Source organism: Stenotrophomonas maltophilia (assembly GCF_001274595.1).
GTDB lineage: Bacteria > Pseudomonadota > Gammaproteobacteria > Xanthomonadales > Xanthomonadaceae > Stenotrophomonas > Stenotrophomonas forensis.
This window is the reverse complement of record NZ_CP011010.1, coordinates 3,104,419-3,119,287: the sequence shown is the minus strand read 5'-3', so window position 1 is coordinate 3,119,287 and position 14,869 is coordinate 3,104,419. Positions and strand designations below refer to the sequence as shown.

The window sequence follows — 14,869 nt, the reverse complement described above, 5'->3', positions numbered from 1 at the left end:
CATGCGCGTTGCGATTTTCGGTACCGGTTATGTAGGGCTGGTGACCGGCACCTGCCTGGCCGACGTTGGTCATCAGGTGGTCTGCGTCGACATCGACCAGGCCAAGGTCGATGGCCTCAACCGGGGCATCATCCCGATCTATGAGCCGGGCCTGGAGCCGATGGTGAAGGCCAACCATGCCGCGTCGCGGCTGGCGTTCACCACCGATGCCGCGGCCGCCATCGAGCATGGCCAGGTGGTGTTCATCGCGGTGGGCACGCCGCCGGACGAGGATGGCAGCGCGGACCTGCAGTACGTGCTGGCCGTGGCCCGTACCATCGGCCGGCACATGAGTGTGCCGACCGTGGTGGTCAACAAGTCGACGGTGCCGGTCGGCACGGCCGACAAGGTGCGTGCGGCCATCGCCGAGGAACTGGCCGCACGTGGCGCGGACATCGCCTTCGACGTGGTGTCCAATCCGGAATTCCTGAAGGAAGGCGACGCGGTCGCCGACTGCATGCGCCCGGATCGCATCATCATCGGTGCGACCAGCGAAGAGTCGGTGGCGGTGATGCGCCGCCTGTATGCGCCGTTCAACCGCAACCACGACCGCGTTGTGGAAATGGACGTGCGTTCGGCCGAGCTGACCAAGTACGCGGCCAACGCGATGCTGGCGACCAAGATTTCGTTCATGAACGAAATCGCCAACATCGCCGAACGCGTCGGTGCCGACGTCGAGCAGGTCCGCCAGGGCATTGGCTCGGACCCGCGCATCGGCTGGCACTTCATCTACCCGGGTGCCGGCTACGGCGGCTCGTGCTTCCCGAAGGACGTGCAGGCACTGGCCCGCACCGCCCAGCAGCATGGCCTGGAGCCGAAGCTGCTGAACGCGGTGGAGGCGGTCAACGAATCGCAGAAGGGGCATCTGTTCGCCCTCATCCAGCGTCACTACGACAGGGGCGAGGATGAAGGCGTGCGCGGCAAGACCTTTGCCGTGTGGGGCCTGGCCTTCAAGCCGAATACCGACGACATGCGCGAGGCGTCCAGTCGCCGCCTGCTGGCACAGCTCTGGGAAGGGGGCGCCACCGTGCGTGCCTACGACCCCGAAGCCATGCATGAATCGCAGCGGATCTTCGGCGAGCGCGACGACCTGGTGTTCTGCAACAGTGCCGATGACGCGCTGCAGGGGGCCGACGCGCTGGTGGTGGTGACCGAGTGGAAGCAGTTCCGCAGCCCCGATTTCCAGAAGCTGCGCGAGCAGCTGAAGGACGCGGCGGTGTTCGACGGGCGCAACCTGTATGACCCGGCTGAAGTGGAAGCGGCAGGCCTGGCCTACTACGGCATCGGCCGGGGGCGCTCGCTGCATGTCTGATCTGCTGCCGACCGAACGTGAGCAGGCGCTGGAAGCGCGCCTGGTCGAGCTGGAAATGCGCGTGTCCTTCCAGGAACAGGCGCTGGCCGAACTGAGCGATGCGCTGGCCGATGCCCGCATGCAGGGCATGCGCAACGCCGATGTGTTGCGCGTGCTGCTGGAAGACCTGGGCAAGGTCCGCAACGCACTGAACTCTTCCGATCCGGCGAGCGAACCGCCGCCGCCGCACTACTGATCCGAACCCTATGAGCGATACCCTCCGCGACCAGCTGATGGGCCTGGGCTTCAAGCCCGCCCCCAAGCCCGAGCGCAAGAATGATGGCCCCCGCCGCGATGGCCGCCCGCAGGGCAAGGGTGGCAATGGCAATGGAAAGCCGCAGGGCGCTGGCAAGGGCGAACACAAGCCCGGCGAGCGTCGTGGCCATGGTCATGGCGGCGCCGGCAAGCCCGGCCCGTCGCGTGGCCCCGGCCAGCAAGGCCCGCGCAAGCCGCGCAGCGCCGAAGAGATGGACCTGGCCAAGGCCTACGCCATCCGTGCGCAGAAGGAAAAGGAAGAGCGCATCGAGACCGAGCGCCTGAAGCAGGAAGAAGCACGCGTCCGCCGCGAGGCGAAGGCAAAGCTGGAAGAACTGCTGAAGGACAAGAGCCTCAATGCCGAAGCGGCGGACATTGCCCGCCACTTCCCGTATGGCGGCAAGATCAAGCGCATCTACGTCACCGCCGAACAGCTGACCGCACTCAATGCCGGTGAGCTGGGCGTGGTGCAGCTCAATGGCCGTTACCTGCTGGTGACCGCCGAGGTGCTGGCACAGTCCGAAGCGGTGTTCGCCGCGTCGGTCGCGCTGAAGGTCGACCCGAATGCGCCCGCCGAGGAAGATCCGTACGCGGATCCGCAATACCAGGTGCCGGACGACCTGGTCTGGTAAGCGGAACTGCAGGATGAGGAAAACGCCGGGCATTGCCCGGCGTTTTCGTTACGGGGCGTGCACGGCGCTGCGGCGCGCGCGGATCAGCGGCAGGCTCAGCGCGAAGAAGCACAGCAGCGCACCGACCAGAGCGAAGCCACTGCCGGCCAGGAATGCGGTGCGGCCATCATCGATTTTCCACAGCTGGCCGGCGATGAGTGCGCCCAGCACGCCGCCGACACCGGACGAGAAGCCGTACAGCAGGCCCTGGCCATGGCCATTGAGGCGGCCGGGGAAGTAGGTTGCCAGCATCTGCATCGCGGCCGCGAAGAAGGCAGCAAAGCCCAGCGCGTGTGCGCTCTGGGCGACCAGCATCACCGGCAGGTTTTCCGGGAACAGCGCGGTGACGGCCCAGCGCAGGCAGGAACTGACCAGGGCGATCAGCAGCATCCAGCTGGCGTCATAGCGGCGGAAGAAGCGGCCGATGGTGAAGAACACGCCGACTTCGAACACCACGCCGACGGTCCACAGCAGGCCGAGCGTGGAGGTGCGATAGCCATGATGGTCCATGTAGACCGAGAAGAACGTGTAGTACGGCCCGAACGACAGCTGCTCCATGAACGCGGCCAGGAAGAACGCCAGCACCGGCGGGCGCCGTACGATCTGCCAGAAGCCGCTGGCGTCGCCCGCGGCCTTGCCGATGCCGCGCGCATACTGGTTGCTGAAGGCCGACGCCACCAGCAGGACGAACAGCGGCAGCATCATCCAGGGCAGCAGCCCGGCACGGCTGGCCGAGCCGTCACCTTCGATCAGCCAGCCGAACAGGGTGACGATGGCGATGAAACCGAGCGATCCCCAGACCCGGATCAGCCCGTAGCGATGGCTGTCGCTGCCGAGGTGGGTGAGGGTGATCGATTCGAACTGCGGCATCACCGCGTTGTAGAAGAAGCAGAACACCACCATCGCCGGGTACATCCATGGCTGCGGCAAGGGCAGCAGGAAGGCGGCAAAGCTGAGCAGGGTCAGTACGCAGCCGATGCGCAGCAGGCGGATCGGTCGTGGCGAGGCCGCTGCCAGCGAGGTCCAGGTGCTGGGCGCGACCACGCGGGTGGCGTACCACAGCCCCATCATCACGCTGATCGCGGTCACGCTCATGCCGCGCGCGGTCAGGAACAGGCTCCAGTACGGAGTGAACGCGCCGAGCGCCGCGTAGTAGAACAGGTAGAAGCTGGAGAGGCGGGCAACGGGAACGGTCATCGCGGAATGATGAAGCAAAAAGGGGACGGAGGGGATTAAGTCGCTTGTGCCACAAACGACTTGATCCCCTCCGTCCCCTTTGTGTGTCATTCGGGATCGTAGTCGAGGTTGGAGGCCAGCCAGCGTTCGGCCTGGGCGCGGTCCACGCCCTTGCGCCGGGCGTAGTCGCCGACCTGCTCGCGGCTGAGGCGGCCGACCACGAAGTACTGGCTCTGCGGATGGCTGAAGTAGTAGCCCGATACGGCCGCCGTGGGCAGCATCGCGAAGCTCTCGGTCAGCTCCATGCCGGCGTTGTCCTCGGCCTGCAGCAGGTCGAACAGCCGGCGCTTCTCGCTGTGCTCGGGGCAGGCGGGATAGCCGGGCGCCGGACGGATGCCGCGGTACTGCTCGTCGATCAGGGCTTCGTTGCCCAGCGCCTCGGCGTGGTCATAGCCCCAGAATTCCGTGCGCACGCGCTGGTGCAGGCGCTCGGCCAAAGCCTCGGCGAAGCGGTCGGCCAGCGCCTTCAGCAGGATCGCGTTGTAGTCGTCATGCTCGGCCTCGAAGCGCGCGACGTGCGCGTCGATGCCGATACCGGCGGTGACCGCGAACGCGCCGATCCAGTCCTGCTTGCCGCTGTCGGCCGGGGCAATGAAATCGGCCAGGCAGAAGTCCGGGCGCTCGGCCGGCTTGTCCACCTGCTGGCGCAGGAAGTGCAGGGTGGTTTCGCCCTGCGGGTGCTGTACGCGTACGTCGTCGCCGATGCTGTTGGCCGGCCACAGCCCGAATACCGCCTTGGCGGTCAGCCACTTCTCATCGACGATGCGGGTGAGCATCGCGCGGGCGTCCTGGTACAGGTCGCTGGCCTGGGTGCCGACGATCTCGTCGGTGAGGATGGCCGGGAACTTGCCGGCCAGTTCCCACGCCTGGAAGAACGGGGTCCAGTCGATGTAGTCGACCAGCTCCGCGAGCGGATAGTCGTCGAACACATGCAGCCCGGGCTGGTTGGGCGCAGGCGGCGTGTAGGTGCCCCAGTCGCCCTGGAACTTCTGCCCGCGCGCGTGCTCCAGCGTGACCAGGCGCTTGGCGTCGCCGCGGTTGCGATGGCGCGCGCGGATCTCGGCGTAGTCGGCCTCGTTGGCGGCGACGAACGCCTCGCGCAGGTCGCGCGAGATCAACGACTGGGCCACGCCCACCGCACGCGAGGCGTCCTTCACCCAGATCGTGGGGGCCTGGTAGTGCGGGTCGATCTTCAGCGCGGTGTGCGCGCGGGAGGTGGTCGCGCCGCCGATCAGCAACGGAAGGTCGAAGCCCTGGCGCTGCATCTCGCGTGCGACGTGGCTCATTTCTTCAAGCGATGGGGTGATCAGCCCGGACAGGCCGATGATGTCGGCATGATGCTCGCGTGCGGCATCGAGGATCTTCTGCGCCGGTACCATGACGCCCAGATCGATCACCTCGAAATTGTTGCAGGCCAGGACCACGCCGACGATGTTCTTGCCGATGTCGTGCACATCGCCTTTCACCGTGGCCATGATGATGCGGCCATTGCTCTTGGCCGAATCGCCGCTGCGTGCCTTCTCGGCCTCGATGTAAGGCAGCAGGTAAGCCACCGCCTTCTTCATCACGCGTGCGGACTTCACCACCTGCGGCAGGAACATCTTGCCGGCGCCGAACAGGTCACCGACGATGTTCATGCCATCCATCAGCGGCCCTTCGATCACGTCCAGCGGGCGGCTGGAGGCCTGGCGGGCCAGCTCGGTGTCTTCTTCGACGTACGCATCCAGGCCGTGCACCAGCGCATGCGCCAGTCGCTGCGCCACCGGCTTGTCGCGCCAGGCCAGGTCTTCGGTCTTCGCTGCGCCCTTCCTGCCCTTGTAGCGTTCGGCGATCTCCAGCAGGCGCTCGGTGGCATCGCTGCGGCGGTTGAGGATCACATCCTCCACGCGCTCGCGCAGGTCCGGCTCCAGCTCGTCGTAGATCGGCATGGCACCGGCGTTGACGATGCCCATGTCCATGCCGGCGGCAATCGCGTGGTACAGGAACACCGAGTGGATGGCCTGGCGCACCGTTTCGTTGCCGCGGAACGAGAAGGACACGTTGGAGACGCCGCCGGAGACATGGCAGTGCGGCAGCGTCTGCTTGATGATGCGGGTGGCCTCGATGAAGTCCACCGCGTAGTTGTCGTGCTCTTCGATGCCGGTGGCGACGGCGAAGATGTTCGGGTCGAAGATGATGTCCTGCGGCGGGAAGCCGATCTCGTCGACCAGGATGCGGTAGGCGCGGGTGCAGATCTCGACCTTGCGCGCGCAGGTATCGGCCTGGCCGCTTTCGTCGAAGGCCATCACCACTGCGGCGGCGCCGTAGCGAAGCACCTTGCGTGCGTGCTCGCGGAACAGGGCCTCGCCTTCCTTCAGCGAGATCGAGTTGACCACGCTCTTGCCCTGCAGGCACTTCAGCCCGGCCTCGATCACGCTCCACTTGGACGAGTCGACCATCACCGGAATACGCGCGATGTCCGGCTCGGACATGATCAGGTTGAGGTAGCGGGTCATCGCCGCTTCCGAATCGATCAGGCCCTCGTCCATGTTGACGTCGAGGATCTGCGCGCCACTGGCCACCTGCTGTCGGGCCACATCGACGGCTTCCTCGTAGCGGCCTTCCTTGACCAGCTTGCGGAACTGGGCGCTGCCGGTGACGTTGGTGCGCTCACCGACGTTGACGAACAGCAGGTCCGGGGTGATGACCAGCGGTTCCAGGCCGGACAGGCGGGTATACGACGGGGTCCTCATGCGGCCTGCTGCTCCTGGTTGCCGGGCAGGGCGCGCGGCGGCAGGCCGGCGACCGCTTCGGCAATGGCGCGGATGTGGTCGGGGGTCGAGCCGCAGCAGCCACCTACCAGGTTCAACAGGCCATCCTCGGCGAAGCCCCGCAGGGTAGCCGCCATCTCTTCGGGCGTTTCGTCGTACTCGCCGAAGGCATTGGGCAGGCCGGCATTGGGGTGGGCGCTGACGTGGCAGCCGGCAACCTGCGAAAGGGTTTCCACGTGCGGTCGCATCGCTGCGGCGCCCAATGCGCAGTTCAACCCGATCGACAGCGGCCGCGCATGCGCCAGCGACGCATGGAAGGCCTCGGCGGTCTGCCCGGACAGCGTGCGTCCCGAGGCATCGGTGATGGTGCCGGAGATCATCACCGGCAGCCGTGCGCCACGTGCGTCAAAGGCCTCCTCCAGCGCGTACAGCGCGGCCTTGGCATTGAGCGTGTCGAAGATGGTTTCGACCATCAGCGTGTCGGCGCCACCGTCGATCAGGCCCTCGATCGCTTCGCGGTAGGTGTCGCGCAGTTCGTCGAAGCTGGTGTTGCGGAAGCCCGGGTCGTTGACGTCGGGGCTGATGGAAGCGGTGCGGCTGGTCGGGCCGATCACCCCGATGACGAAGCGTGGCTTGTCCGGCGTGGTGGCTTCGACCGCATCGCAGCACGCGCGTGCCACTGCGGCCCCCGCTTTGTTCAGCTCGTACACCAGGTGTTGCAGGTGATAGTCGGCCTGGCTGACCGAGGTTGCGTTGAACGTATTGGTCTCGACCAGGTCCGCACCGGCTTCGAGGTAGGCCGTGTGGATGTCGGCGATGACCTGCGGCCGGGTCAGCAGCAGCAGGTCGTTGTTGCCCTTCAGGTCATGGCCTTCCGGCACGCCGTGGTCGCATCCGGGGCCATGGGCATGGTCGTAGCCACCCGCGAAACGCTCGCCACGATAATCGTCCTCCTGCAGGCCGTGGCGCTGGATCATCGTGCCCATCGCACCGTCGATGATCAGGATCCGCTCGCGCAGGGCGTCGAGCAGGGCATTGGCACGATCAGGATGCAACCAGGGCAGGGCGGACATGCGGTCTCCGGCTCAGGGCTTGTTGGCGATCAGCGAAATGACTTCGAAATGGGGTGGGCGCTTCTCGCGGGTCACCGTTTCCAGGCTGGACACCTGCAGCCCGGCCTTGTCGACGAACCTGCGCAGTTCCTTGTCGCTGAAGCCGAGGTTGACGTGACCATAGGCCTCCACGGCCGCCTTGTGCTCATGGCGGGCCAGGCTGCACAGCAGCAGGCGGCCGCCGGGGCGCAGCACGCGCGCGGCTTCGGTCACCGCCTGCGCCGGCTTGCTGGCATAGGTCAGTGCATGCATCAGCACCACCAGGTCGAAGCTGCCGTCCTTGAACGGCAGGGCATGCATGTCACCCTCGCGCACTTCCACGTTGGGCAGGCGGCGCAGGCGCTCGCTGGCCGCGGCGACCACGCGTGCGCTGGTGTCGATGCAGATGTAGCGCTTGGCGTGGGGGGCGACGAGTTCGGCCAGTACGCCGTCGCCGGACGCGATATCCAGTACGTCGCCGGTCTCCAGCAGCGGCAGCGCGGTCCGGGCCAGTGCCTCCCAGGTGCGTCCCGGGGAGTAGTGGCGTTCCATGTCCCCGGCCACGCTGTCGGCCCAGTTCTGGTCGGCGGCGCGATGGGCCAGCACCGCAGCCACCCGTTCGGCATCCTGGCGCAGCAGCGGGTCATCGCTTCCGTTGCTCAAGGCGTGCCACAATGCGCGCTGCGCCGGGTCCAGCTGGGCCTCGTCGAAGCGGTAGTAGGCCGACACGCCCGCGCGGCGGTCGCGGACCAGGCCGGCTTCCTTCAGGCGTGCGAGGTGCGTGGACACGCGCGGCTGCGCCAGGCGGGTGATCGCCGACAGCTCGGCCACGGTCAGCTCTTCCTGCTCCAGCAGCGCCAGCAGGCGCACGCGGGTCGCATCGGCGAACACCTTCAGGCGGGTCGACCAGTCTTCAAGATCCATAAATATCTACCTATCGCGATATAGAGATATATTCGCTGAGAGGGCCTGCCGCGGTCAAGTCGCTGGCGTACGGAAGCCGTCGCGCCCCGGTACAATCAGGCCATCCGGGCACGCCTTGCGTGGCCCACTTCATCATGTACCTGGGAGGGTGTTGTGGATTTCAGCTTTACTGAAGAACAGTTGATGCTGCAGGACGTGGCGCGGCGCATCGCGCAGGAGAAGATTGCCCCGAGCGCGGAGCATCACGACCGTACCGGCGAGTTCCCGCTGGACAACATCCGCCTGCTCGGCGAGAACGGCCTGATGGGCATCGAAGTGCCGACCGAATACGGCGGTGCAGGCATGGACCCGGTTGCGTACGTGCTGGCGATGGTGGAGGTCGCCGCCGCCGACGCCGCCCACTCGACCATCATGTCGGTGAACAATTCGCTGTTCTGCAACGGCATCCTTACCCACGGTACCGAGGCGCAGAAGCAGACCTACGTGCGGGCGATCGCCGAGGGCGAGGCCATCGGTGCGTTCGCGCTGACCGAGCCGCAGTCGGGCTCGGACGCGACCGCAATGCGTTGCCGCGCGGTGAAGCAGGCCGATGGCAGCTTCGTCATCAATGGCAAGAAGAGCTGGATCACCTCCGGCCCGGTGGCCAAGTACATCGTGCTGTTCGCGATGAGCGAGCCGGACAAGGGCGCGCGTGGCATCACTGCCTTCATCATCGATACCGACAAGGCCGGCTTTGGTCGTGGCAAGACCGAACCGAAGCTGGGCATCCGTGCTTCGGCCACCTGCGAGATCGAGTTCAACGACTACGTGGCCGCGGCAGAAGATGTGCTGGGCCAGGAGGGCGAGGGCTTCAAGATCGCCATGAGCGTGCTCGACGCCGGCCGCATCGGCATTGCCTCGCAGGCCATCGGCATCGCACGGGCCGCCTATGAAGCGACCCTGGAATACGTGAAGGAGCGCAAGGCCTTTGGCGCGGCCATCGGTACTTTCCAGATGACCCAGGCCAAGATCGCCGACATGAAGTGCAAGCTGGATGCAGCCCTGCTGCTGACCCTGCGCGCGGCATGGGTGAAGGGCCAGGGCAAGCGCTTCAGCACCGAAGCGGCGGTGGCCAAGCTGACCGCCTCGGAAGCGGCGATGTGGATCACCCACCAGGCGGTGCAGATCCATGGCGGCATGGGCTATTCGAAGGAAATGCCGCTGGAGCGTTACTTCCGCGATGCCAAGATCACCGAGATCTATGAAGGCACCTCGGAAATCCAGCGCCTGGTGATCGCCCGCAACGAGACCGGGCTGCGCTGATCCGCTCTGGTAGATGCCAACCTTGGTTGGGATCCAGCGGTGCCAACCAAGGTTGGCGACTACCGGCTTCATGGCACGAATGAAAAAGGCCCCGGATCGCTCCGGGGCCTTTTCGTTTCAACCCAGCGCCGGATCAACGATCCGGGCGGTGGGCACTTTCGGCGTCGCGCTGGCGTTCCATGAACTCCCTGGAGGGTTCATCCAGCTTGTCGCCCAGCATGCGCCGCACGACCACGAAGAACACCGGGATCATCAGCAGGCCGAGCAGGGTGGCGAACAGCATGCCGCCGATCACACCGGTACCGATGGCGTGGCGGGAGTTGGCGCCGGCGCCGGTGGAGATCGCCATCGGGATAACGCCCATGATGAACGCGAACGACGTCATCAGGATCGGGCGGAAACGCAGGCGTGCCGCCTCGATGGTGGCATCGCGCAGGTTCTTGCCCGCCGCACGCTGCTCCACCGCGAACTCCACGATCAGGATCGCGTTCTTGGCCGCCAGGCCGATCACGGTGATCAGGCCGATCTTGAAGAACAGGTCGTTGGGCAGGCCACGCAGCATCGACAGGCCCAGTGCGCCGAGCACGCCCAGCGGCACCACCAGCAGCACCGCCACCGGGATCGACCAGCTTTCGTACAGCGCTGCCAGGCACAGGAACACCACGACGATCGACAGCACCAGCAGCAGGGTGGCGGCGTTGCCGGCCAGGATTTCCTGGTAGGACATGCCGGACCAGTCGTAGCCGAAGCCGGCCGGCAGGTCGTCGTTGACGATCGCCTCCATGGTCTGCATCGCTTCACCCGAACTGGTGCCCGGGGCCTGCGAACCGACGATGTTGATCGCCGAGTAGCCGTTGTAGCGGCTCAGCGACGGCGATGCCGACACCCATTCGGACTTGACCACCGTGTTGAGCGGGATCATCGCGTTGGTGCCATCGGCATTGGTGGTCAGGCTGGACGGGCTGTAGAAGCTCTTCAGCGACTCCTGGCCCGTGCGGTACGGACCATCGGCCTGCATCGTCACGCGCTTGATGCGGCCTTCGTAGAAGAAGTCGTTGACGTACACCGGGGCCAGCATCAGCTGGATGGTGCTGTACACGTCCGACACCGACATGCCCATCGACTGCGCCTGCACGCGGTCCACGTGCAGCTGCAGCTGCGGGGCGTTTTCCAGCCCGTTCGGGCGCACGCCGACCAGTGCCTCCGGCTTCTGCGCGGCCTTGCCCAGCAGGATGTTGCGCGCCTGGGTCAGCTGTTCGTAGCCGGCACCACTGCGGTCCTGCAGCCACATGTCGAAGCCACCGAACTGGCCGAGGCCCTGCACGGTGGGCAGGTTGACCACGAAGATCTGCGCTTCCTTGATGCCGTAGAACGCGCCGTTCATGTTCTGGATGAACTCCGGCGCGGTGAACTTGCGTTCCTCCCACGGCTTCAGGCGGATGAAGCCCATGCCCACATTCTCGCCGGAACCGACGAAGCTGAAGCCGGCCACCTGCAGCATGCCTTCATAGCCATCCTGCTTTTCCAGGATGCCACGCATCTGCGCGAACACTTCGTTGGTCTGGCCCTTGGTCGAGCCCGGCGGCAGCTGCACGATCGCCAGTGCGTAGCCCTGGTCCTCTTCCGGCAGGAAGCTGCCCGGCATGCGGGTGAACAGGAAGCCGCACAGCGCGGTCAGCACCACGAACAGGATCATCCAGCGCGGCGCGTGGCGCACCGCCGAGGTGATGTGGCCCACATAGGTGTGGCTGATCTTGTCGTAGTACTTGTTGAAGGTGCGGTAGATGATGTTCGGGTTGTCGTTGTGCGTCGGCTTGAGGAAGGTCGCGCACAGCGCCGGGGTGAAGCCCAGGGCCAGGAACGCCGAGAACGCCATCGAGATGGCGATGGTCAGCGCGAACTGCTTGTAGATCTCACCTGCCGCGCCGCCCTGCAGGGCGGACGGGATGAACACCGCGGCCAGCACCACGGTGATCGCCACCACCGCGCCGGTGATCTGGGTCATCGCCTTCTGCGTGGCCGGCTTCGGCGCCAGGCCTTCCTCGGACATGATGCGCTCGACGTTCTCGATCACCACGATCGCGTCGTCGACCACGATGCCGATCGCCAGCACCATCGCGAACAGGGTCAGCTGGTTGATCGTGAAGCCGATCATCCACATGCCCAGGAAGGTGCCGAGCAGGGCCACCGGGATGACCAGGGTCGGGATCAGGGTGGCGCGGAAGTTCTGCAGGAAGATCAGCATCACCAGGAACACCAGCAACACCGCTTCGAACAGGGTCTTGACCACTTCCTGGATCGAGATCTTGACGAAGGTGGTGCTGTCGTACGGCGAGAACCAGGTCACGCCGGACGGGAAGCTGGGCTGCAGCTCGTCCATCTTGCCGCGCACCGCTTCGGCCACGTTCAGGGCGTTGGCGCCCGGCAGCAGCTGGATGGCGAAGGCACCGGTCGGCTTGCCGTTGTACTGGGTATCGAAGCCGTAGTTGTTGGCACCGAAGGCGACCCGGGCGATGTCCTTCAACAGCACGCGCGAGCCGTCAGCGTTGGCGCGCAGGATGATGTTCTCGAACTCCTGCGGCGAACTGAAGCGGCCTTCGGCCGAGACCGTGGCGGTGAAGTGCTGGCCCTCCGGCGACGGGTCCGAACCCAGCGCACCGGCGGCGAACTGCACGTTCTGCGCGCGCACCGCCGCCAGCACCTGGCTGGCCGACAGGCCGTAGCCCTGCATCTTCTCCGGGTTCAGCCAGATGTTCATGGCGTACTCGGAACCGAACTGCTGGGTGCTGCCGACGCCGGGGATACGCGAGACCTGGTCGAGCACGCGCGAACCGACGATGTCGTTCAGGGCATCACGGTTGATGGTCGGTGTATCGGACTGCAGTGCCACCACCATCAGGAAGCCGGCGTTGGCCTTGGCCACCACCACGCCCTGCTGGGTCACTTCCGAAGGCAGGCGTGGCGTGGCCAGCGATACCTTGTTCTGCACCTGCACCTGGGCGATGTCCGGATCGGTACCGGTCTCGAAGGTCAGGGTGATCTGCGCCCGGCCGTTGGAGGACGAGGAAGAGCTGAAGTACAGCAGGTGATCGATACCGGTCAGCTGCTGCTCGATCACCTGGGTGACCGACTTCTCGGTGGTGTCCGCGCTGGCGCCCGGGTAGGTGGCCGAGACGGTCACCTGCGGCGGGGCGATGTTGGGATAGGACTCCACGCCCAGGTTGAGGATCGCGATCACGCCGCTGAGCGAGATCAGGATCGCAACCACCCAGGCGAAGACTGGATGCTCGATGAAAAATTTAGGCATGACGGAAGGTTCCCGTTACTGCTTGTTCGAATCGGTGGCGGCCGGCTTGGCCGCATCGGCCTGCTCGGGCTTGGCCGCGTCGGCCGGTGCCTTGCCGGCGGCCGGTGCCGCACCTGCCGGGGCAGCGCCGCCTGCGGCAGGCTTGCCGTTGGCGTCTTGTCCCGGGGTCCACGGCTTGGCCACCGCCGGAGCACCTTCCTTGACCTTCTGCACGCCGGCCACGATGACCTTGTCACCGGCGGCCAGGCCGTCGCTGACCAGCCAGTTGCCGTTCTGCGCGCCATCGGTCTTGACGTTCTTGCGCACCACCTTGCCGTCGGTGCCGACCACCATCACGTAACCGCCGGTGGTGTCGCGCAGCAGCGCCTGCTGCGGCACCAGGTAGGCATTGTTGCGCTCGCCCAGGTTGGCCTGGAAGCTGACGAAGGCGCCTGGCAGCAGGATCTGCTGCGGGTTCGGCAGCAGCGCGCGCAGCGAGACCGCGCCGGTGGCCGGATCGACCGTGGTCGAGGAGAAGTCCAGCGTGCCCGGCTCGCTGTAGGTGGTGCCGTCGGCCAGCTTGACGCTGACGGTAGCCTTGCCATCGCCGGACAGGGCCAGTGCGCCCTTGGCCTGCTGCGCACGCAGCTGGGTCAGCTCATCGACGCTCAGCGAGAAGTTCACGTACAGCGGGTCGAGCTGGTCGACGGTGGTCAGCAGGGTCACATCGCCCTGGCCGACCAGCGCACCTTCGGTGACCTGCTGCTTGTTGGCCACGCCGCTGATCGGTGCGGTCACTTCGGTGTAGCCCAGGTTGATGCGCGAGGAGGTCAACGCGGCCTCGGCCTGCTTGACCGCGGCCAGGGCGGTGCGCTCGGCCGACTCGGCGTTGTCCAGGTCGGACTTGGAGACGAACTGCTGCGGGGCCAGCGAGCGCGCACGGTCGGCGGCGACCTTGGCGTTGGCATAGGTGGCACGGGCCGAGGCCAGCTGGGCTTCGGAGGCGTTCAGCGAGGCACGCAGCGGCGCCGGGTCGATCAGGAACAGGGTCTGGCCCTGCTTGACCTGGGAGCCTTCCTGGTAGACGCGCTTGAGCAGCACGCCCGGAACGCGCGCGCGCACGTCGGCGCTGCGGAACGGCGACAGGCGGCCGACCAGCTCGCGCTGCAGCGGCAGGGTCTGCGGCTTGGCGTCGATGACGCCCACCTCCGGCGGCGGGGGCGTCTGCTGTTCCGGCTTCTTGCAGGCGGCCAGAGCGACAGCAACGGCGCACGTCAAGGCAAGGGTGCGGAGTGGGGCGGTCATCAGGAGGAACTCCGGGGTTGGTTTGTAGACGGGGCCGGCGACGGCTGTGGCGCGAACGCGCGCAGGAAGCTGTCGACGGAGAACTCTGCCCAGCGCCGACGCAGCAGCGCGTCATCACGGTGGGGGGTATGGAAGCGCTGTTTGTCGAAATCCTGACCGGCGATCATGCTCAGCAGCAGCTCGGCCATGAAGTGCGGGTCGTCATGCCGTAGCTGGCCTTGCATGCAAACGGTTTCAATCCATTCAGCAAGATGAAGCGTCAGCGCGCCGGCGCCATGCCGGTACAGCGTACGCGCCTCTTCGGGAAACTGGGACGCGTCGGCGGCGATCAGCCGACAGGCCTGTCCTACGTGCGGTTGGCTGAAATGCTCCAGGAAGTCGGTGGCGAACTGGAGCAGGCTGGCACGCAGGTCGTCAGTGCGGAGTGCACGGACCATGGCCCCGGTGGCGTGGCCGACGTGGCGCTGCATCACCCGGCGCAGCAGTTGCTGCTTGTTGCCGTAGCGCGAATACAGGGTCTGCTTGGAACAGCCGGCCTGCTGGGCCACCGCGTCCATGCTCATCTGCATGCCCTGCTGCGCCAGCAGTTCGCGCACGGCGTCGAACACGCGCTCATCGCGTGCGTCGAGGGCAACGGGAAGGTAGGCCGGATTCACGCG

11 protein-coding genes are annotated in these 14,869 nt (G+C 66.3%); 4 read left to right on the top strand and 7 right to left on the bottom strand.

All coding sequences use genetic code 11. The features are described from left to right. Position 1: 1 nt before the first annotated feature. Genes VN11_RS14315 through VN11_RS14305 form a run of 3 tightly spaced genes read left to right on the top strand, consistent with a single transcriptional unit; the run spans position 2 to position 2,277 of the window. On the top strand, positions 2-1,351 hold the full coding sequence (locus VN11_RS14315) for a UDP-glucose dehydrogenase family protein (protein ID WP_053450240.1): 1,350 nt from the start codon (positions 2-4) through the stop codon (positions 1,349-1,351). Next, a complete protein-coding gene (locus tag VN11_RS14310; protein ID WP_005410256.1) occupies positions 1,344-1,586 on the top strand; it encodes a SlyX family protein in 243 nt (80 codons plus the stop codon). The genes VN11_RS14315 and VN11_RS14310 overlap by 8 nt, the downstream gene beginning before the upstream one ends. A 10-nt stretch (positions 1,587-1,596) precedes the next feature. Next, positions 1,597-2,277 carry a DUF2058 domain-containing protein gene (locus VN11_RS14305; protein ID WP_053450239.1) on the top strand — a complete coding sequence of 227 codons (681 nt, stop codon included), beginning with the start codon at positions 1,597-1,599 and terminating at the stop codon, positions 2,275-2,277. Between the two features lie 48 nt (positions 2,278-2,325). Here VN11_RS14305 and VN11_RS14300 read toward each other — a convergent pair whose 3' ends face one another. The 4 genes from VN11_RS14300 to VN11_RS14285 all read right to left on the bottom strand — a co-directional run bounded on the left by VN11_RS14300 (position 2,326) and on the right by VN11_RS14285 (position 8,317). Next, positions 2,326-3,513, bottom strand: coding sequence for an MFS transporter (locus VN11_RS14300; RefSeq protein WP_053450238.1), 1,188 nt, complete (start codon positions 3,511-3,513; stop codon positions 2,326-2,328). Between the two features lie 86 nt (positions 3,514-3,599). Then, on the bottom strand, positions 3,600-6,284 hold the full coding sequence (gene metH, locus VN11_RS14295; RefSeq protein ID WP_053450237.1) for a methionine synthase: 2,685 nt from the start codon (positions 6,282-6,284) through the stop codon (positions 3,600-3,602). After that, positions 6,281-7,375, bottom strand: coding sequence for a homocysteine S-methyltransferase family protein (locus tag VN11_RS14290; protein ID WP_053450236.1), 1,095 nt, complete (start codon positions 7,373-7,375; stop codon positions 6,281-6,283). Before VN11_RS14290 ends, metH begins: the two co-directional genes overlap by 4 nt. 12 nt (positions 7,376-7,387) lie before the next feature. Next, a complete protein-coding gene (locus VN11_RS14285) occupies positions 7,388-8,317 on the bottom strand; it encodes an ArsR/SmtB family transcription factor (RefSeq protein ID WP_053450235.1) in 930 nt (309 codons plus the stop codon). A 153-nt stretch (positions 8,318-8,470) separates the two neighbouring features. Here VN11_RS14285 and VN11_RS14280 point away from each other — a divergent pair, with 153 nt between their 5' ends. Beyond that, complete coding sequence (locus VN11_RS14280; RefSeq protein ID WP_006453028.1) at positions 8,471-9,619, top strand: acyl-CoA dehydrogenase family protein; 1,149 nt, start codon at positions 8,471-8,473, stop codon at positions 9,617-9,619. A 133-nt stretch (positions 9,620-9,752) separates the two neighbouring features. On the opposite strand, the gene VN11_RS14275 is transcribed toward VN11_RS14280, so the two are convergent. The 3 genes from VN11_RS14275 to VN11_RS14265 are packed head-to-tail and all read right to left on the bottom strand — an operon-like array spanning position 9,753 to position 14,866. Then, positions 9,753-12,926 carry a multidrug efflux RND transporter permease subunit gene (locus tag VN11_RS14275; protein ID WP_053450234.1) on the bottom strand — a complete coding sequence of 1,058 codons (3,174 nt, stop codon included), beginning with the start codon at positions 12,924-12,926 and terminating at the stop codon, positions 9,753-9,755. A 15-nt stretch (positions 12,927-12,941) separates the two neighbouring features. Continuing rightward, complete coding sequence (locus tag VN11_RS14270; protein ID WP_049458761.1) at positions 12,942-14,210, bottom strand: efflux RND transporter periplasmic adaptor subunit; 1,269 nt, start codon at positions 14,208-14,210, stop codon at positions 12,942-12,944. After that, the gene (locus tag VN11_RS14265; protein WP_008265285.1) at positions 14,210-14,866 is read right to left on the bottom strand and encodes a TetR/AcrR family transcriptional regulator; all 657 of its coding nucleotides are present in this window, start codon (positions 14,864-14,866) and stop codon (positions 14,210-14,212) included. The genes VN11_RS14270 and VN11_RS14265 overlap by 1 nt, the downstream gene beginning before the upstream one ends. Between the last annotated feature and the right edge of the window lie 3 nt (positions 14,867-14,869).

What these genes read in the sequence shown, in the direction of transcription:
- VN11_RS14315 (WP_053450240.1), top strand. Translation starts at nt 2, where the DNA reads ATGCGCGTTGCGATTTTCGGTACCGGTTATGTAGGGCTGGTGACCGGC.
- VN11_RS14310 (WP_005410256.1), top strand. Translation starts at nt 1,344, where the DNA reads ATGTCTGATCTGCTGCCGACCGAACGTGAGCAGGCGCTGGAAGCGCGC.
- VN11_RS14305 (WP_053450239.1), top strand. Translation starts at nt 1,597, where the DNA reads ATGAGCGATACCCTCCGCGACCAGCTGATGGGCCTGGGCTTCAAGCCC.
- VN11_RS14300 (WP_053450238.1), bottom strand. Translation starts at nt 3,513, where the DNA reads ATGACCGTTCCCGTTGCCCGCCTCTCCAGCTTCTACCTGTTCTACTAC.
- metH (WP_053450237.1), bottom strand. Translation starts at nt 6,284, where the DNA reads ATGAGGACCCCGTCGTATACCCGCCTGTCCGGCCTGGAACCGCTGGTC.
- VN11_RS14290 (WP_053450236.1), bottom strand. Translation starts at nt 7,375, where the DNA reads ATGTCCGCCCTGCCCTGGTTGCATCCTGATCGTGCCAATGCCCTGCTC.
- VN11_RS14285 (WP_053450235.1), bottom strand. Translation starts at nt 8,317, where the DNA reads ATGGATCTTGAAGACTGGTCGACCCGCCTGAAGGTGTTCGCCGATGCG.
- VN11_RS14275 (WP_053450234.1), bottom strand. Translation starts at nt 12,926, where the DNA reads ATGCCTAAATTTTTCATCGAGCATCCAGTCTTCGCCTGGGTGGTTGCG.
- VN11_RS14270 (WP_049458761.1), bottom strand. Translation starts at nt 14,210, where the DNA reads ATGACCGCCCCACTCCGCACCCTTGCCTTGACGTGCGCCGTTGCTGTC.